The 17,747-nt window shown below is 69.5% G+C and carries 20 protein-coding genes and 1 pseudogene; 13 read left to right on the top strand and 8 right to left on the bottom strand.

Annotated elements, in window-relative coordinates; genetic code table 11:
* On the top strand, positions 1 to 439 hold a 439-nt coding region (locus tag ACWGI8_RS20525), incomplete at its 5' end, for a sigma-70 family RNA polymerase sigma factor (protein ID WP_453662785.1).
* A gap of 69 nt (positions 440 to 508) precedes the next feature.
* Here ACWGI8_RS20525 and ACWGI8_RS20520 read toward each other — a convergent pair.
* The gene (locus ACWGI8_RS20520; protein WP_453662783.1) at positions 509 to 1,006 is read right to left on the bottom strand and encodes a hypothetical protein; all 498 of its coding nucleotides are present in this window, start codon (positions 1,004 to 1,006) and stop codon (positions 509 to 511) included.
* A 160-nt stretch (positions 1,007 to 1,166) separates the two neighbouring features.
* The gene (locus ACWGI8_RS20515) at positions 1,167 to 1,535 is read right to left on the bottom strand and encodes a hypothetical protein (protein WP_453662781.1); all 369 of its coding nucleotides are present in this window, start codon (positions 1,533 to 1,535) and stop codon (positions 1,167 to 1,169) included.
* 429 nt (positions 1,536 to 1,964) lie between these two features.
* Between ACWGI8_RS20515 and ACWGI8_RS20510 the strand changes: the two genes are divergently transcribed.
* The 5 genes from ACWGI8_RS20510 to ACWGI8_RS20490 are packed head-to-tail and all read left to right on the top strand — an operon-like array spanning position 1,965 to position 5,072.
* On the top strand, positions 1,965 to 2,522 hold the full coding sequence (locus ACWGI8_RS20510; RefSeq protein ID WP_453662780.1) for a hypothetical protein: 558 nt from the start codon (positions 1,965 to 1,967) through the stop codon (positions 2,520 to 2,522).
* A gap of 36 nt (positions 2,523 to 2,558) precedes the next feature.
* The gene (locus ACWGI8_RS20505) at positions 2,559 to 3,059 is read left to right on the top strand and encodes a hypothetical protein (protein WP_453662778.1); all 501 of its coding nucleotides are present in this window, start codon (positions 2,559 to 2,561) and stop codon (positions 3,057 to 3,059) included.
* 30 nt (positions 3,060 to 3,089) lie between these two features.
* Entirely contained in the window at positions 3,090 to 4,145 is a 1,056-nt protein-coding gene (locus ACWGI8_RS20500) for an iron-containing redox enzyme family protein (RefSeq protein ID WP_453662776.1), read from the top strand.
* Between the two features lie 44 nt (positions 4,146 to 4,189).
* Positions 4,190 to 4,843 (top strand): HemK2/MTQ2 family protein methyltransferase, encoded by a 654-nt coding sequence (locus ACWGI8_RS20495; RefSeq protein ID WP_453662774.1) that lies wholly within the window; start codon positions 4,190 to 4,192, stop codon positions 4,841 to 4,843.
* Positions 4,824 to 5,072, top strand: a complete 249-nt coding sequence (locus ACWGI8_RS20490; RefSeq protein WP_453662772.1) for a CDGSH iron-sulfur domain-containing protein — start codon at positions 4,824 to 4,826, stop codon at positions 5,070 to 5,072. Before ACWGI8_RS20495 ends, ACWGI8_RS20490 begins: the two co-directional genes overlap by 20 nt.
* A 237-nt stretch (positions 5,073 to 5,309) precedes the next feature.
* Here the strand turns inward: ACWGI8_RS20490 and ACWGI8_RS20485 are convergent, their stop codons facing one another.
* The 3 genes and pseudogenes from ACWGI8_RS20485 to ACWGI8_RS20475 form a co-directional block, all read right to left on the bottom strand.
* Positions 5,310 to 5,768 carry an SRPBCC family protein gene (locus tag ACWGI8_RS20485; protein WP_453662770.1) on the bottom strand — a complete coding sequence of 153 codons (459 nt, stop codon included), beginning with the start codon at positions 5,766 to 5,768 and terminating at the stop codon, positions 5,310 to 5,312.
* Between the two features lie 125 nt (positions 5,769 to 5,893).
* A complete protein-coding gene (locus ACWGI8_RS20480; RefSeq protein WP_453662768.1) occupies positions 5,894 to 7,156 on the bottom strand; it encodes a PP2C family protein-serine/threonine phosphatase in 1,263 nt (420 codons plus the stop codon).
* A 417-nt stretch (positions 7,157 to 7,573) separates the two neighbouring features.
* Positions 7,574 to 8,120: pseudogene (locus tag ACWGI8_RS20475) on the bottom strand (NPP1 family protein); the annotation flags it as partial.
* A gap of 131 nt (positions 8,121 to 8,251) precedes the next feature.
* Here ACWGI8_RS20475 and ACWGI8_RS20470 point away from each other — a divergent pair.
* A complete protein-coding gene (locus ACWGI8_RS20470; RefSeq protein WP_453662767.1) occupies positions 8,252 to 9,058 on the top strand; it encodes a thioesterase II family protein in 807 nt (268 codons plus the stop codon).
* A 151-nt stretch (positions 9,059 to 9,209) separates the two neighbouring features.
* Here ACWGI8_RS20470 and ACWGI8_RS20465 read toward each other — a convergent pair whose 3' ends face one another.
* Positions 9,210 to 9,830 carry an L-threonylcarbamoyladenylate synthase gene (locus tag ACWGI8_RS20465; RefSeq protein WP_453662765.1) on the bottom strand — a complete coding sequence of 207 codons (621 nt, stop codon included), beginning with the start codon at positions 9,828 to 9,830 and terminating at the stop codon, positions 9,210 to 9,212.
* A 437-nt stretch (positions 9,831 to 10,267) separates the two neighbouring features.
* On the opposite strand from ACWGI8_RS20465, the gene pgm reads away from it, so the two are divergent.
* Positions 10,268 to 11,908, top strand: coding sequence for a phosphoglucomutase (alpha-D-glucose-1,6-bisphosphate-dependent) (gene pgm, locus ACWGI8_RS20460; protein WP_453662763.1), 1,641 nt, complete (start codon positions 10,268 to 10,270; stop codon positions 11,906 to 11,908).
* A gap of 75 nt (positions 11,909 to 11,983) precedes the next feature.
* Here the strand turns inward: pgm and ACWGI8_RS20455 are convergent, their stop codons facing one another.
* Positions 11,984 to 12,760 (bottom strand): LysR substrate-binding domain-containing protein, encoded by a 777-nt coding sequence (locus ACWGI8_RS20455; protein WP_453662761.1) that lies wholly within the window; start codon positions 12,758 to 12,760, stop codon positions 11,984 to 11,986.
* A gap of 59 nt (positions 12,761 to 12,819) precedes the next feature.
* Between ACWGI8_RS20455 and ACWGI8_RS20450 the strand changes: the two genes are divergently transcribed.
* Entirely contained in the window at positions 12,820 to 13,224 is a 405-nt protein-coding gene (locus tag ACWGI8_RS20450) for a DUF5997 family protein (protein WP_453662759.1), read from the top strand.
* Positions 13,225 to 13,445: 221 nt separating this feature from the next.
* Here the strand turns inward: ACWGI8_RS20450 and ACWGI8_RS20445 are convergent, their stop codons facing one another.
* Positions 13,446 to 14,468: a zinc-dependent alcohol dehydrogenase family protein gene (locus ACWGI8_RS20445; RefSeq protein WP_453662757.1), complete on the bottom strand. Its 1,023-nt coding sequence runs from the start codon at positions 14,466 to 14,468 to the stop codon at positions 13,446 to 13,448.
* A 287-nt stretch (positions 14,469 to 14,755) separates the two neighbouring features.
* Here ACWGI8_RS20445 and ACWGI8_RS20440 point away from each other — a divergent pair, with 287 nt between their 5' ends.
* The 4 genes from ACWGI8_RS20440 to ACWGI8_RS20425 all read left to right on the top strand — a co-directional run.
* Positions 14,756 to 15,547: an HAD-IIA family hydrolase gene (locus tag ACWGI8_RS20440; protein WP_453662756.1), complete on the top strand. Its 792-nt coding sequence runs from the start codon at positions 14,756 to 14,758 to the stop codon at positions 15,545 to 15,547.
* A gap of 313 nt (positions 15,548 to 15,860) precedes the next feature.
* Positions 15,861 to 16,199: an antibiotic biosynthesis monooxygenase family protein gene (locus ACWGI8_RS20435; protein ID WP_453662754.1), complete on the top strand. Its 339-nt coding sequence runs from the start codon at positions 15,861 to 15,863 to the stop codon at positions 16,197 to 16,199.
* Entirely contained in the window at positions 16,196 to 17,083 is an 888-nt protein-coding gene (locus tag ACWGI8_RS20430; RefSeq protein ID WP_453662752.1) for an NAD(P)-dependent oxidoreductase, read from the top strand. The genes ACWGI8_RS20435 and ACWGI8_RS20430 overlap by 4 nt, the downstream gene beginning before the upstream one ends.
* Positions 17,080 to 17,747 (top strand): amidohydrolase family protein (locus ACWGI8_RS20425; RefSeq protein ID WP_453662750.1); only part of this gene is annotated, 668 nt, incomplete at its 3' end. The genes ACWGI8_RS20430 and ACWGI8_RS20425, both read left to right, overlap by 4 nt.

Genomic DNA, 17,747 nt, shown 5'->3' with positions numbered 1-17,747 from the left:
GCTGCGGCTGGACCTCGCCAAGGCGTACGACGTGCTCGAACAGGACCTCGGCCGGGCCCCCGGCACGGCCGAACTCGCGGACCGCCTCGGGGTCACCGAGGAGGAGGTCCTGGAGGGCCAGCGGGCCGCCAACGGCTATGTGGCCCGCTCCCTCGACCCCCTCGAGGAGGACGAGCCGCTCAGTCCGCTCGCCCGCCGACTGGGCGAGGAGGACCCGGCACTGGACATCGTGGAGTGCCTGGAGTCCCTGAAGCCACTGATCGCCACGCTGCCGGAGCGGGAACGCACCATCCTGTCACTGCGGTTCGTCGACGAGCTGACACAGTCGGAAATCGGCGAGCGGCTCGGGATCTCGCAGATGCACGTCTCCCGGCTGCTGGCTCGGGTGCTCGGGAAGTTGCGGGAGGGGCTGCTGGCGCCCGGCGACGGGGAGGCGTAGCAAGGGACAAGCGATCAGCTTTCGGCCGGGCGGCGGTCGTTCGGAAAGCGTCGCACGTGTCGGCGGCGCTCAGCGGAGGCCGGAACCGTTGCTCAGGATCGTCTTGGCCGCGACTTCGTGGAGTTCGTCGACGGTCGCCATCTGGTCATTGGCGCGATCCATGAGCTCCTTCAGTCGAGCTGCGTCGAGATCGTCGCGCTCGGCGACCACGGGCATCAGTGCCCGCCACATCCGGAATTTCCCCTGGATGCCCATGCGAAGAGTCTCCAGTTCGACGAGGGTGCTCAGGCCGGAACGACGGCGGAGACGGCCGTTGGGCTTGAGCCTGGCCGCTTTCTCAGCCGCCCAGCCTGCGTACACCTTGTAGCGGCGCGGGACGATTTCGAGTGCGTCCATCAAGTCGAGGAGGCTCTGGCGGTCCTGAGCGATCTGCTCGGCAAGGTCCTGCAGCACTGCGACACGCGCGGAGGACTGGTGTGCCCGTGCGATCCTTCGGGAGAGCTCCACTCCCATCGTGGCGCCGCTCAGGTGGTCGTTCAGGTAGATGCTGACGGCTTCAGGTTGCATGACTGCTTCCGATCATCCGTGGTGCTCCTGGTTACCACCCCCACGAGCTACGCCTACCCGGCAGCCTTGCCTGAACGCGGGCGCGGCCGAAGTTGTTGCTGCACAGGAGGCGACGCCGGCCCGGCGATGTCGAGAGCCCAGGGAGGAAGGGGGGGGTCGTTCAGGTCTCGTCTTCCATGCGGATCGCGGCTCTGAGGTCGTCGTGCGCCTTCCCCGGCTCGCCCTCACTCGCTTCGAGCAAAGCCGCGGCGATGGCATCCAGTTTGCGCTGCATCGCGCGCTCGGCCCGGAGTTCCGAGTTCTTCAGCAGGGCGAGGAGCAGCAGCGTCACAGCTGTCATGCAGTCTCCCGCGAACACGTTCCACTTCAGCCCGATCCCGGAGAAATGTACGGCGACCACACCCGCGACGAGCAGCAGACACAGTACGAAGAAGACCGGTGAGCTGGTGAAATGCGACGCCACCTGAGCCAGTCGGTCGAACTTCCCGCGCCCTTCGCCGCCTCGGTCGGCCGGATGCCGAATGGTCATGACGCCTTGCCTCCTTCCTTGCCGTCCAGGGCGCCGGCTGCGTCAGCGCGGGACGACGGTTACCGTCAGCGGCCTCGTGCTCAGCGCGAATCTTCCCGGGCCAGATACCCGCCGAGGGTGCCGCAGACGGCACCATTCACGCGATTGGCCGTGGCGAGTCACGTCGTCGGTGCGTCCACCGATCGCGGCGCCGGCTCAAGGCGCGCCGGTCCGCGCCGGTGCCACCGGCGCCACCGCGCTCTTCCCTGATTCACCAGCTCGGGCATCTGGCCTGGCGCTGATTCACCAAAGGTCACTCTCGCTTCGTTTGAAATGCCTCCACCGTGGCAGTCGCGTGAAGAGGACCACGCACAAAGGCGTCGTGTCCGCCGGACATGGCGCAGGGATACCCGCAAAGGGAAACACCGCGCTCGTCGGGAGGTCGTTCCGATGTCAACAGGTACTCTCCTATCAATCATCATCCCCGTCGTGGTGGTGCTTGCCGCGCTGGCCGTGGCAGCTTTTCTCCTCATGCGCCATCGGCGCCTTCGCGAGCGCTTCGGCCCGGAATACGAGCGGACGGTCGAAGAGGCCGGTAGTCGGCGCGCAGCCGAGCGTGAACTAAGCGCACGCGAGAAACGGCACGACTCGCTCGACATCAAGCCGCTGCCGAATGGCGTCCGGGAGCGGTACACCCGGGACTGGGACAGCGTGCAAGGGGAATTCGTCGATCGACCGGAGGATGCCGTACAGGACGCGGACATTCTGATCGCGTCGCTGATGCGCGAGCGTGGTTACCCGACCGAGGACCTGAGTCAACGGCTCAAGGACCTCTCCGTGGAGCACAGTCGCACGCTCGAGCACTATCGCGCCGCTCATGAAGTCAACCAGCTGAGCATGGCGCACGAGGCGACGACCGAGCAGCTGCGGGGTGCCATGGTGCACTACCGCGCCCTGTTCACCGAGCTGCTCTCCAACGGCGGTCAGGCTCGTCATGCCCGAGCCTGACCCACCGACCGCACCGATCAAGGTGGCCGAGGAAATATGGAACGCGAACAGACACCAGCACCCACCGGGACAGGGCTGTCCACCGAGGACCTCGCTCAGTCGCGCGACCGGAACGTGAACGAAGCGAACGTGAACGACGAGCACGTGAACGACGAGCACGTGAACGAAGAGGCCGAAAGCCGGCCCGGGACGCCGACATATCCTGGTGAGGCCACGGAAACCGCCGGCATGCCGGCGCAAGGGGATGCCGCGCCGGTGGACGACGAATCACCGCAACTCCTCGTAACGGAGGACGAGGAAGGCTTCCGCTCACGCTGGCAGGAGATTCAGAACACGTTCGTCGACGACCCCCGCGAAGCCGTACACGCGGCGGACTCTCTTGTCGCGGACGTCATGCAGAAGCTCGCCGCGACCTTCGCCGACCACAAGCAGGACCTGGAAGAACAGTGGAAGCGCGGCGAGGAGGCGAACACCGAGGACCTGCGTATGACTCTGCGGAAGTACCGGTCGTTCTTCAACCGCCTGCTGACCACCTGAGGCTCGCGTGACACCGGGTACGAGAAAGTCATGAGTGACAGGGCGACGCACCATCATGGGCCGTCGCTGCCGCAGGCGCGGGGAACGCTCTCGGCGGCTGTCATCGGCCGACTGGCTGCGGGAGCGGAACTCCCCGCGGATCCGACCGTGGCGAGCGACGCCGACCCCTACGGGGACGATCTGCAGCTCGCCCTCTACGTCTGCTACGAGTTGCACTACCGCGGATTCGCCGGGGTCGACCCCGCCCTCGAGTGGGATCCGGATCTGCTCCGTGTGCGGCGGGCACTGGAGGACCCGTTCTTCGCCGTGCTGCGCGAGGAGGCCCCCAGCCATGCGACAGTGGACGGCGCGCTCGCCGGGCTTCTGGTGGAGCCGGTGCACGGCAGCGGCGTCTCGCACTTCCTCCGGGACGAGGGAGAGCTGTGGCAGCTGAGAGAGTACGCGGCGCAACGATCCCTCTACCACCTCAAGGAGGCCGATCCGCACGCCTGGGTGCTGCCGCGGCTACGGGGTCGAGCCAAGGCCGGGATGGCGGCCGTGGAGTTCGACGAGTACGGCGGGGGCCGGGCGCAGCGAATCCACGCGCGGCTCTTCGCCGACCTGATGACGGACCTGGGCCTGGACACCACCTACGGCGGCTACCTGGACGCGGCAGCCGCCCAGACACTGGCCACGGTGAACCTCATGTCACTCTTCGGGCTCCACCGCGCGCTGCGCGGCTGCCTGGTCGGCCACTTCGCGACCGTCGAGATCACTTCTTCGCCCGGGTCGAGGCGACTGGCCGCGGCCATGCGGCGCACGGGGGCTGGGCCGGCGGCGGAGTTCTTCTACGACGAGCACGTCGAGGCGGACGCCGTCCATGAGCAGGTCGTGCGGCGCGAGGTCATCGCGGGCCTCCTGGACGAGGAACCCGATCTGGAGGCCGACGTCGCCTTCGGCATCGACGCGACCCTTCACCTGGAGGACCGATTCGCAGCCCATGTGCTGGGCGCCTGGCGCGACGGACGGACCTCTCTCGACGGAGGCGGTCGGGCCATCGGAGCCGGTCCCGCCGAACACGACCCGCGCCGAGAAATAGAAAGTTGATTCCCCAAGACCGTTGATTCCGCACAAATGGGTACGCGACATATGTGCCACTCATAGCCCTTCCGGGTGTGTACACACCGCAAACGGACACGGCGCTGCTGGCAGGAGCACTCGACCGCGAGGCGCTGCCACCGCGGGCCCAGGTGCTCGATGTCGGCACGGGGACCGGCGCCCTGGCGCTGGCCGCGGCGATGCGGGGCGCACAGGTCACCGCCGTGGACATCTCCCGACCGGCCGTCTGGACCGCCCGGCTCAACGCCCTGCTGGCCCGGACCCCGGTACGGGTACTGCACGGTGATCTGACCACCCCGGTGGCGGACCGCACCTTCGACCTCGTCGTCACCAATCCGCCGTACGTCCCCAGCCCGGCGGCCACCCCGCCACGCCATGGCGCGGCACGGGCCTGGGACGCCGGCCGGGACGGCCGGTGGATACTCGACCGGATCTGCCGTGAGGTGCCTCGCCTGCTCCGGCCCGGCGGCGTGCTGCTCGTCGTGCATTCCGTGCTGAGTGGCGAAGGCCGGACCCTGGCACGGCTGCGGTCGGCCGGCCTGAAGGCCGAAGTCACGGAGCGCCGTTACGTGAGTCTGGGGCCCGTCCTGCGCTCCAGACGCTCCTGGCTGTGCAGTCAGGGCCTGCTGAACCCGGAGGGCCAGAAAGAGGAGTTGGTGGTCATCCGTGCCGAACGAACACCGTGACGCAACCGAACGCCGTGACGCACCGCGCCGCATCACTGTCACGACCGACGGACCCCTGCTCGTCGAGGGCCCGGTCGAGGTGGTCCTGGAAGACGGCAGCGTCGTCACGTCGGACCGCTTCTGCGTCGCCCTGTGCACCTGCCGGAGGAGTCTTCGCTTCCCCTGGTGCGACACCAGCCACCGGCGGCGTACACGTGATCGTGCCACTGGAGGCACACCGCTGCCCTGACGCGGAGCCGGCAGGACACCCCGGTCCGCGGCGTAGAGCCCGGGTACGAGCCGTATGGGTCCGCAGGCGGCGCGCTAGCGGCCCTATGGGCAGCGAGGGCCCCCGCCGCGGTCGGCGACCTGTGAATGCGGCAGAGGCCCTGCGCACCTGTCCCTGATCAGGGTGCCCCAGTGTGCCTGTGCGGGAACCACGCAGGTCGCAGCCCACAAGGGTGCAGGGCGTGGAACCCCACAGCTGTCATCCCGGGCTGACGCGGCCGCGCCACGAGCCGGACTCGCCGCCACGGTGCTCGATGTACTCCTTGAAGCGCCGCATGTCGCCCTTGACGCGCCGGTCGATCATTCCTGCCATGGCGGCGGTCTTCTCCGCCACCCCGCTCGGTTCGACATCCATCACGAGTTCCACGCGTGTGTGGGTGTCGTCCAGGCGCTGGAAGTGGACCATGCCCTTTTGCTTGGTGTCGCCGCTGATCGTGCGCCACGCGATGCGCTCGTCAGGGAGCTGGTCGACGATCTCGGTGTCGAACTCCCGGTGTACGCCCGCGATCTTGGTTGTCCAATGGTTGTGGCGGTCGTCGACCTGCCGGACCTCCTCGACGCCTTCCATGAAGTTCGGGAACTCCTCGAACTGCGTCCACTGGTTGTATGCGGTGCGGACGGGAACGTCGACCTCGATCGATTCCTTCACCCTGCTCATGGCTCTGCCTTCCTTCTTCCTTTCTCGGTCAACCGCGCGGAGGTGTCTTCGACACGCGGTGTTCAGGCACGGTGTTGCAGGTACCCTCGATCGGCCCGACTATGACGTCGCCGGCCGCTCCTCGTTCATGCTTCCCGTGCACGACTGACAGGCGTAGTTCGCGATGCGCCCTCGGGTTTCAGGGCCACGTTGCGCGCGCTGCCGTGCCACTCGAGGAAGACGACGGTGGCATCGTCGGACAGGCTGTCGCGGTGGTGCCGGAGAACGGCGCGCATCAGGCGACGCAGGGTTTCGGGCACCGGCAGCCCGTCCGCGTGATGGCGGACGATGAATTCGACGAATTGCGCGAGGCCGAACTCGCGCCCTCCTGCATCACGTGCCTCGGTGATGCCGTCGGTGTAGAGCAGCAGCCGGTCCTCCGGCTCCAGCTGCTCATGGCAGAGAGTGACGGGTAGCTTCAGTTCTGTGCCCATGGGGTGGGTGGGTGGGCAGTTCAGGGTCGTGGTCCAGCGTCCGCCACGGATCAGCACCGGCGGAAGGTGGCCGCAGTTGACCCAGGAGAGCAGGCCGGTGCGGCTGTCCAGGTCGCCCAGGATCCCCGTGGTGTAGCGGGTGTGCCCGAACTCCTTCACCAGCGTGCGCTCGATCGCCTGAGCCGTTGCGACCAGATCGGCGCCGTCCCGGCGTTTGGACCGGCAGGTCGCCACCGCGAGGTTCGCCGTGAGGCCCGCGGCACTGTCGTGCCCCATCGCGTCGAAAATGGCCAGGTGGACGGTGTCGCCGGCCAGCGCGTAGTCGAAGGCGTCGCCGGCGACCTCGTACGCGGGCTCCATCGCGGCGGCGATGACCACCTGGTCGTTCGCGAAGGCCAGCGGCGGCATGAGCTTCCACTGCATCTCCGCGGCCACGTGCATCGACTCGGTCCGCACCAGGCGGGCGTGTGAGTCGCTGAACGGACGCTTGCTGACCAGCAGCAACCCCGCGAGGGACGAGAGATGTCCGAGCGCCGTCCTCCCTGCCTCGTCATCGGCGAGATCGGCGCGGAGCACGCCCAGACGCTGCGTTCCGTCCAGCACCGGCGCCCAGTACCGGCGGCGTCCACCGTCGCCGAGATGAGGCGAAGCAAGGATTCGCGTCTCACGGAACGCGGCGCCCGCGAGGGTTCCGTCGACCGAGTACTCCTCACCGCCGAGCCCCGCGTCGGTGCCGCGGCCGGTCAGCTCCCTGAGCAACTGCTGGCGCAGGTCCACGACGTACAAACGGGCATGCTCCAGCCCGGCCAAGGCCGCGTACTCGGCGATCAGCCCCGGCAGCTGTTCGATTCCTGCCAGGTGAGTGGCCTCCAGCAGGCTTCCGAGCATCCCCGCCGTACCCTCCGGACCGGCCATCGCACACATCCATCCCGCAACGGCACCCGGGCCCGTCCGCACACGCGGGCCCGTTCGGCTCAGGGCCTGCAACGGCGCTCCGGGCAGGAAGCCCTGTGGCAGCAACTGCAAGGCCTACGAACTCAGCGTATGACGGGCGGAGGAACCGGGCGAGCCGGCCATCGGGCGGCACTGCGGTCGGTCGGCCCTCGCGCAGCAGGCTCGCCCCTGATGGATGGTGCATGCACTCCGGCGCCGGTTCCGGGCGACAGACATCGTGCCCGTTTCAACGTCCCGCTTGAATTCGAGCGCGGGGATGACAACCGTCGTAGGCCCGGGGGCGGCGCTCAGCCGGCGAACGGCGTATCGGTACCGCACCCGAGGCTCGGCGTGGTGGTGTCCGTGTCGTCCCTGACGCCACCCCCCGGGCGCGACTCGTCAGGCGTTCGGGTCGAACGAAATGCCCGCCGGCTTGGCCTTCTCGAGGTGGTGGTTGAAATTGCCGTCCTTGAGACCGAAGTGGGCACTGCCGAAATCGGCCTGGCTCAGCTTGCCGCGGAGACCCACGGGGTAGCCGTTCCAGCCGACCAGCCTGGGGAACTGCCATCCGTGGTAGTGGTTCTCCGGCGGCTCGTCGTTGGAGTTCGCGGGGCGGAAGCAGTGGGTGCTCAGGCCGTCCTTGTGGTAGACGACCTTGGGGTGCGTCGTCCCACCGGATCCGGTCACGGCCGTAGATGTTGAAGTCGCCGTGCGCGGAGGTGGATACGTACTGGGCCTGGTTGTTCTGCACCCACACCACGACGTGCTCCCCGCACCAGCCGTTGTTGCACTTGGACCGCGCGTATCCGTTGGTGTTGTCGAGGTCCCATGCGTCGCGGCACTGGCCGTTGAGGGCCCCGGACGGTTTGAGGCCGGGCGCGATGGTCCCGTCAGGGCCGATGGCGGGAGTGGGGTAGCAACCGTCCGTGTCGTAGTCGTAGGCCGGGACGCGCATACCGAGCGTGGCGTGACGGCACGCAGGCCTTGGGTGAGACCCTTTCCCTGACTTCTTGGGAGCGTCCGTCGTCCAGAACTTCCCGGACTCCCCGAACTCCTCGAACAGAAGGGCAGCACGCAGTGACCCGCCACCCCAGAGCCGAACCGTCCCAACGGCACCGATGGACCCCGTGGGACACCGACCCCGCGGCGCACGACGCGACGGAACCTGTGCGCGTCTACTGCCTGCCGCACGCCGGCGGTTCGGCCGCTGCCTACCTGACCTGGTCCCGGTCCCAGGACGTGCCGGGGCTACGGTTCGTGCCGGTGGAGCTGCCGGGCCGGGGCACCCGTATCGGAGAGCCCCTGGCCACCTCCATGGACGAGGTGGTGGAAGGGGTGCTGTCGGTGCTGGAGAGCCGCCCGGAGCAGGAGAGGTTCGTGCTCTTCGGGCACAGCATGGGCGCTCAGATCACCTACGAGACGACGCGCCGGCTGGCAGCGGCCGGCCGGCCCCTGCCGGGGACCATCGTGGTGTCCGGCTGCCGCCCGCCCGGCTCCCCCGTCACGTTGGCCCTGCACGAGAAGAGCGATGAAGAACTGCTGCGCGCCATCGTCGAACTCGGCGGCACTCCCGCGGAGATCACCCGGCACCAGGAACTGCTGGACCTGCTGCTGCCGGTCATGCGGGCCGATCTCGGCCTGCTGGCCCGCTACATGGAACAGGTCCGGCCGGCCGTGCTGCCCTGCCCCGTCGTCGCGCTCGGTGGCGCGGACGACCGGCTCACCGGCCCGGAGTGGATCGCCGGATGGCGGTCGATGACGGCCGCCCGGTTCCGTCACCGGATCTTCCCCGGCGACCACTTCTTCCTGCACGACCACGCGACGGAGGTGATGGCGGAGATCGCGGGCGCCGCCCGGGTGCAGGCGGGGACGAGCGGCGACTGAGACGGCCACCGCCCGCCCGGCCCCGCGGCTCGCGTCCGGGCGGGCGCCCCGGCCCGTTACCCGGACGTGCCGGCGGCGCAAGCGGGCGGCCTACGGGACTCACATTGCGTCCCGCAGCACCGCCCAGGGCCGAACGCCTGCATCGACGCTGCTACTCGAACCTCGCGGTGTCGCCCGCCCCTCTGCGTACGACCTCGATTCCGCCGCCGGAGAAGTCGATGACCGTGGTCGGCTCGGTGCCGCAGTCGCCCGCGTCGACCACGGCGTCCACCACGTGGTCGAGCCGTTCCTTGATCTCCCAGCCCTGGGTCATCGGCTCGTCCTCGTCGGGCAGGAGCAGGGTGCTGGAGAGCAGCGGCTCCCCGAGTTCGGCGACCAGGGCCTGAGCGACGGCATGGTCGGGAATCCGGACTCCGACCGTCTTCTTCTTCGGGTGCAGCAGTTGGCGAGGCACCTCCTTCGTCGCGGGGAGGATGAAGGTGTAACTGCCGGGCGTCGCTGCCTTGATCGCGCGGAACACGTCGTTGTCGACGTGCACGAACTGCCCGAGCTGCGCGAAGTTCTGGCACACAAGGGTGAAGTGGTGACGATCGTCGAGGTTCCGGATCGACCGGATCCGGCTGATGCCGTCACGACTGCCCAGCTGGCATCCCAGTGCGTAGCAGGAGTCCGTCGGGTACGCGACGAGCGCGCCGGACCGAATACTGTCGGCCACACTGCTGATGGTGCGCCGCTGAGGGTTCTCGGGGTGCACGTCGAAGTACTTCGCCATTCGCCGAGTCTAAGGGCTGTCCCGTAATCCCCGGCGGGCGCACGACGACAGCTACGGCACCTCGCTGCGTTGTCGGATCGCCCGAATACGCCCAGTATGAGGACGACCCTCCGCCTTGCGATGCACCGCATCTGACGCCGCGCGCTGATCCACCGGGGATTACGGGACAGCCCTTAGGTGATCAGGGGATTCGCGCTCGGCGACCAGGACGGCGCCGCCGGGCCGACGGCGTCCCGAGCCGACTGCCGGGGTCGGCCAAACCGATCGCCGGGCCGGGCGATGCGGTTGCGCGGGCTCGCGCTGGGCATGCCCGACTGGAACGTCCGCAGGCACATCCGTCGGCACATCCGTGCGGAGGGGCAACCGGACGGAACGCAAGCGACGAGCGATCATGACTCGTGTACTGATCGGACCGACCGATGCGAAGGAGTGGACGGATGCCGAACGAGCGCGCGGGACAGCCGGCGCGGCCGGAGGACCTCATCGACGTGGCTCGGCTGGTGACCGCGTACTACGCCTTGCACCCCGATCCGGCCGAGCCCGCCCAGCGTGTCGCCTTCGGCACGTCGGGGCACCGGGGAACCTCTCTCGCCACCGCCTTCAACGAGGACCACATCGCCGCGACCAGCCAGGCGATCTGCGAGTACCGGGCCCAACAGGGCACCGACGGGCCGCTGTTCCTGGGCGCCGACACCCATGCGCTGTCCGAACCGGCCCGGGTGACCGCTGTGGAGGTCTTCGCGGCGAACGGCGTCACCGTGCTCATCGACGCCGCCGACGGCTACACCCCCACCCCGGCCGTGTCGCACGCCATCCTCACCCACAACCGCGGGCGCACCTCCGGCCTGGCCGACGGCGTGGTGGTCACCCCCTCGCACAATCCCCCGGCCGACGGTGGCTTCAAGTACAACCCGCCGAACGGCGGGCCCGCCGGTTCCGAGGCGACCGGCTGGATCCAGGAGCGCGCCAACGAGATCATCGCGGGCGGTCTCAAGGACGTACGGCGGCTGCCCTACACCGGGGCACTGGCCGCGCCGACCACCGGACGGTACGACTTCCTCGGCGCCTATGTGCGGGATCTGCCGTCCGTACTCGACCTGGACGCCGTGCGCGCCGCGGGTGTGCGCATCGGCGCCGATCCGCTGGGGGGCGCGTCCGTCGCGTACTGGGGCCGGATCGCCGAGGAGCACCGCCTCGATCTGACGGTCGTCAACCCGGACACCGATCCCACCTGGCGGTTCATGACACTGGACTGGGACGGCAAGATCCGCATGGACTGCTCGTCCCCGTACGCGATGGCGTCGCTGATCGAGGGCCGCGACCGCTTCCGGATCGCCACCGGCAACGACGCCGACGCCGACCGGCACGGCATCGTCACGCCGGACGGCGGACTGATGAATCCCAACCACTACCTCGCCACCGCCATCGCCTATCTCTACAGCCACCGCGACCAGTGGCCCGCTGGTGCCGGTGTCGGCAAGACGCTGGTGTCGTCCAGCATGATCGACCGGGTGGCGGCCGACCTCGGCCGCGCGCTGATCGAGGTGCCGGTCGGTTTCAAGTGGTTCGTGGACGGGCTGGCCGACGGCACCCTCGGATTCGGTGGTGAGGAATCCGCCGGGGCCTCCTTCCTGCGCCGTGACGGATCGGTGTGGACCACCGACAAGGACGGCATCATCCTGGCCCTGCTCGCGTCCGAGATTCTGGCCGTGACGGAGCGGACGCCGAGCGAGCACTACGCGTCGCTCACTGCCCGGTTCGGCGAACCGGCGTACGCCCGTGTCGACGCCCCCGCGACCCGTGAGGAGAAGGCCGTACTGAGCCGTCTCTCTCCCGACCAGGTGACGGCCGACGCCCTCGCGGGGGAACCGATCATTTCGGTGCTCACGCAGGCTCCGGGCAACGGGGCGGCCATCGGCGGCATCAAGGTGACCACCGAGAACGCCTGGTTCGCCGCCCGCCCTTCGGGTACCGAGGACGTCTACAAGGTGTACGCCGAGTCCTTCCTGGGACCGGACCACCTGACGCGTGTGCAGGACGAGGCGCGGTCCGTCGTGGCTGCGGCGTTGAGCAGCTGACGCCTCCGGCCCGCGGCGGCATCCGGCGACGAGAAGTGACGCCGAGGCCATGACCGACGACGACTGGCGCCGAGGCTACGAACGGCGCCGAGGTTTGCCGCGCTTGCCGCCCTTGGAGCCGCCGGCACCGCTGCGTGGGCTCTTGCCGGTCGCTTTGCCGGTCGCCTTGCCGGCTGCGGGCTTCCGCCGTGCGCCGCCGGTGTCGGGGCGCTTGCTCTTCGGCTGCGCCGGGGCCGGGGGGCGGCCCCGGGTGCTGTTGACGGTGCGGCCGCGGACGATCCCGATGAACTGCTCCACCAGGTCGGGGGTGGTCTCTTCCTGCGGCCACGACAGCGCGACGCGCGATTCGGGGGCGTCGGAGACCGGCCGATAGGTGAGGTCCTTGCGGTGGTGCAGGCGGGCGAGTGACTGCGGGACGACGAGCAGTCCCACTCCGGCCGCCACCAGTTCGATGGCATCCGCCGTCGTGGCGGGGCGCTCGATCGCGGGCCGTCCCGGCAGACGCTCCCAGTCGAGGACGTCGTCGAGGGGATGCAGCACGATGTCGTCGGCAAGATCCTCGGCGGACACCTCGTCGACCGCCGCCACGACGTGGTCCTTCGGGACCACGACCACCGTCGTCTCGGTGTAGAGGGGGATCGCGCTGAGGTCCGTCCGGTCCACCGGCAGCCGTACGAAACCCGCATCGGCGCCGCCGCCCCGCAGCACGTCGAACGCCTCGGCGGCGGACACCTGGGTGAGGGTCAGCGGGACGTCGGGCAGCCGCTCGTTCCAGATCCGCACCCACTTCGTGGGCGTCACTCCCGGGACATACGCGAGCCGGAACGAAGGGGGTTCTTGCGAGCCTGTCACTCCGCCAGGTTACCGGTCGTGGTCGGAGGTAGCGCACACGCTCGAATACCCTTGACACCATGATGTCGCACCAGAGCGCCCAGACGATGAAGCCCGCAACCGCGGCGAAGAAGCTGGGTGTGTACCTCGAGGCCACCCCCGCCGAGTTCCAGGAGGGTGTCGTCTCGCGCACCGAGCTGAACGCACTGCAGGCCGATCCGCCCGAGTGGCTGCAGGAGCTGCGGCGCAACGGCCCGCATCCGCGGCCGGTGGTCGCGGCGAAGCTGGGCATCTCCATCTCGGGCCTCGCCCGTGGCGGAATCACGGGCGCCCTCACCACGGAGCAGATCGACGCGCTGAAGAGGGACCTTCCCGAGTGGCTGCAGAAGGAACGCGCCACCCAGGCGGAGGTCCGGAAGGAAGCGGCGCGCGTCAAGGAGAAGAACGCGGCGCGCGACGATCAGCCGCGCCGGCCGCACTCCTGATCTTCCTCCCTCGAAGGGGCGTCCGACCTGGGCTGAGGCCCGGGCGGGCGCCCTTCGCGGTACTCACTCACGCAGCCTGCCGACAGGAAGGATGACTGGGATCCCGCAGCGGCCGCGGCCGTGGCCAGGAAGTTCCTGGATGCCTGGGCGGGCACCGACGCTCGTGCGCCGTCCGGTGCGGTCCGTTGCCGGCCGCCGGACCCTGCTCGGCGAGGTCATGCTCACGCCACGACGAGCACGGCCACCCCGGTGATCCGTCCGGCCGCCAGATCGGCCATGGCCTGGTCGGCTCTGCGCATCGGGTAGGGCGTGACCCGCACGGTGGGGCGCAGCCGCGCCGCTTCGGCGAGGAAGGCACGGCCGTCCTCACGGGTGTTCGCGGTGACGCTGCGTACGGTGCGTTCCTGGAAGAGGTGCCGGTCGTAGTCGAGCGGGGGCATGGCACTCAGGTGGATCCCGGCGATGGCGAGCGTGCCGCCCCGGTCCAGGGCTTCGAGCGCCGTCGGCACCAGACCCCCTGCCGGCGCGAACAGGATCGCGGAGTCCAGGGGCCGCGGGGGTGCATCGGGTCCGGCCGACGCAGCGCCGAGCTCCAGCGCCAGCTGCTGCGCCTGCGGCGAGCGGGTGACGACGTGGACTTCGGCGCCCCGGGCGATGGCGAGTTGGGCGGTGAGATGGGCGGACGCTCCGAACCCGTAGATGCCGAGCCGGCCACCCGGCGGCAGGTCGGCCCGCTGAAGCGCCCGGTAGCCGATGATCCCCGCGCACAGAAGTGGTGCGGCGTCCGTGTCGTCCCACCCTTCCGGAAGCCGGTAGGTGTAACGGGCATCCACGATGATGTGGTCGGCGAATCCCCCATGGATGTCCCAGCCCGTGTAGCGCGAGTCGGGGCACAGGTTCTCCCGTCCGGTGCTGCAATAGCGGCACTGCCCACAGGTTCCCGCCAGCCACGCGGCCCCCACCCGGTCACCCGCTCCGAGGTCCCGCACCGCGGAACCCGCGGCGATCACCTCGCCGACCACCTCATGGCCCGGCGTGCAGCCCGGCCTGCGGGGCGGCAGGTCTCCCTCGGCCAGATGCAGATCGGTCCGGCAGACCCCGCATGCACGGACGCGCACCAGCAGCTCGTACGCGCCGGGCTCAGCCGTCTCGCGCTCCACGAGCCGCAGCGGTGCCGAGGACATCGGGGCCGGACGCTCGACCACCCATGCGGACGTCGTCGCGGGGCCCGCAGGCGCCATCATCGCTCTCCTTTCGGCCACGGATCCGCGACGGGACCACTACGGAATCCCCCGGTCGCCCCGGCCGGGGCGTTGCCGCCCTCCTGCCATGGCCGGTGGCCCACCTTCATATGCCGGCCGAAGCGGTGCGGCGACTGCTACGAGCGCAGATGCCTCCATTCGAGTCATATATGGAGTACGTGCACAGCGCCATTGTGCTTGCCGAACGCCGAGCGCCGTGTGCGTTTCGGGCCCGCTTCCGGCCCCGGACGCTGCTTGGCCGTGCTCTGATCCCTCGGTACGGTCACCACATGCAACGGGTCGGCGCTGTCCTGATCGATATCGACGGTGTTCTCACGGTGTCCTGGAAGCCACTGCCCGGTGCGGTCGGGGCGCTGGAGCGACTGCGTGAGCAGGGCGTTCCGCTCGCGCTCCTCACCAACACCACCTCCCGTACGCGGGCCTCCATCGCGACGGTGCTGGCCGGGGCCGGATTCCCGGTCACCGCGGACGACATCTTCACCGCTCCCGCTGTGACCGCCGCGTACCTCGCCGAACACTTTCCCGGGGCGAGATGCCTGCTGCTCAACAGCGGCGACATCCGTGAGGACCTTGAGAGTGTCCTCCTGGTGGACCCCGACGACGACGCTCCGGATGTGATCGTCGTCGGAGGCGCAGGCCCGGAGTTCGGGTATACGGCACTCAACCGCGCCTTCGCCCACCTCCAGCGAGGCGCTCGCCTGGTGGCCATGCACCGCAATCTGTACTGGCGTACGGAGGCGGGGCTTCAGCTCGACACCGGCGCCTTCCTGCTGGGCCTTGAGCGGGCGGCCCGCGTCGAGGCCGAAATCACCGGCAAACCCGCCGCGCCGTTCTTCGCCACCGCCCTGGCCCATCTCGGCGCCGATGCCTCGCAGACGCTCATGGTGGGCGACGACATCGAGTCCGACGTCCTCGCCGCCCAGCGCCACGGGCTCACGGGCGTTCTCGTCAGGACCGGCAAGTACCAGCCCGAGACGCATCGGGCGGCGTCCGGCACGCCGGACCACGTCCTGGATTCCTTCGCCGACCTGCCCGGCCTTCTGGAGCGCACGGGCCGCTGACAGGCCGCTGTCCGCGAAGACGGGGCCCGGCCGGAACGGCATCACGGCGCATCGCGCACATTCACCGGAACGAGTGCGTCGCAGCAGCGTGGCCGCGACCGGTCGTCAAGGAGCAAGCAGAGCGCCGTTCGTGTGACGCGAGGCGTCCAGGACCGCCTCGGCGAGGGGCCCTTGAACGCTCACTCGTACGGGCTAACCAGCGCGCGAAAGCCCTTGTCCCCGTTGGGTCGTGCACCCATTGGAGTTGCGTGGTCACGGGGGCCATGAGTCCTTAGAGAACGTGTCCTGCCGGATCTCACCATCAGGAGGAGACATGGGCACCAAGCACAAGGGCCATTCGGCCGAGAAGCTGTCCGTGGTTTTCGCGGTCCGTGTGATCGAGGGCGGCGAGCAAGGGTTCCTGGACCTGTACGACCGGATCCGGAAGTCCGTCGCCGGAACCCCCGGTCACATCGTCGAGAGGCTGGGAGAGCCCGTCGACGACTCCCGGCAGTGGGTGATCACCAGCGAGTGGGAGACGCCCGAGCACTTCTTCGCCTGGCAGCAGAGCGAGGACCACCGCGCACTGGTGGCCCCGCTCCGCGAGTGGGTCGACTCGACGCAGTCCCTGCGGTTCCGGGTCGTCAAGGAGACCACGAAGGAGACGTCATGACGCGCACCACAGACGGCCCTGTAGCCGTCCTCGGTCTCGGCAGGATGGGCACCGGACTGGCGACTCGCCTCCTCGGCCAAGGCATACAGGTGCGGGTCTGGAACCGCACCTCGGAGCGGACCGAGCCGCTAGCCAGGGCGGGTGCCGTCGCCGCGGCCCACCCGGCCGATGCCGTCGAGGGCACGAGCGCCGCCATCTGCACCGTCGCCGACGGCGAAGCCCTCGGCACCGTGCTCCGCGGACCGGACGGAGTGCTGGCCAGAGGTGCCTACCCCGGCGCCCTGATCTGCGCCAGCACCGTCGCCCCCGAAGAGGTCGTCAGCATCGCCGGAAGCGTGCCGTCGGTTCTGGACGTCGGCATGCTCGGCAACCGTGAGCACGCCCGCGACGGCGAGCTGCGGCTGTTCGTCGGCGGCGAGGAGCGGGTCTTCAGCGCGGGCCGGCCGCTGCTGGAGATGCTGGGCAAGGAGGTCGTCCATCTGGGCGCACTCGGTTCCGGCATGCGGATGAAGCTGCTCCTCAACCTGCTGATGGGGATAGAGGTGCAGGCGCTGGCCGAGGCCACCGAACTGGCGGCCGCCACCGGACTCGACCGGCAGCTGGTTCTCAGGACGATCGCGGGCAGCGGCTTCGCCTCGCCGGTCATGGCTTTCAAGTCGAGGCGCCTGGCATCCGGGCGGTTCGACGAGCCGGACTTCCGGCTGCGGCTGATGGCCAAAGACCTCATGCTCGCTACGAAGCAGGCAGCGGCAGCCGGCCTGCGCCTGCCCCTCGCAGCCGCAGCGGCCGAGACCCATGTCCGCGCCACCGAGCAAGGACTCGGCGACGAGGACTGCGCCGCGGTCACCCGTGCACTCTCACCGAACCCGGGAACCGACACATGATCATCGACATCCACGGGCACCTGTCCCCACCGGAGGCGGCCAAACGCTTCCCCATGCCCCCCAGCCTGACCGACGTCGACGGCATGCTCGCCGCTCGCGCTCAGGCCGGGATCGACCTCACCATCATCGGCAGCCCGGTCGGCGCCGGAGCGATGGCGCGGGTCCCGGGCGTCGACAACTACGCGCAACCACGAGACCGGCTGCGCAGCTTCCACGCCTGGATGTCAGGCCTGATCGCCAAGTTCCCGGACCAGTTGCGCGGGTACGTGTACGCCAACCCGTTCGGCGACGACGATCACCTGGAAGGAGTCAGGGAGACCCTGGCGGACCCCGCCTTCGTCGGCCTGATCACCACGTCCAGTGTCCACGGCGAGCTGCTCGGCTCCCCGCGAGCCGACTCCTTCTTCGCGCTGGCCGCGGAGGCGGGAGTGCCGGTCCTGGTGCACGCCCCGGCCGAACCGATCGGCACGGAGCGGGTCGACAGCATCGGATTCGTCGAGCAGATCGGCCGGTTCGGCGACGTCACGATGGGCATGGCCATGATCGCGTTCGCGGGATGGCTGGACAAGTATCCCGGTCTGCGGTTGATCGGTGCGACCGGCGGCGGCGCGATGGCGCTGCTGCCGGAGCGCCTGCAGACGGCGGCGCGCCCCCGGCACTGGGG

Source organism: Streptomyces sp. NPDC054841 (assembly GCF_053611045.1).
Note: the sequence above shows the minus strand (reverse complement) of the source record. Positions and strands in the feature narration are given on the sequence as shown.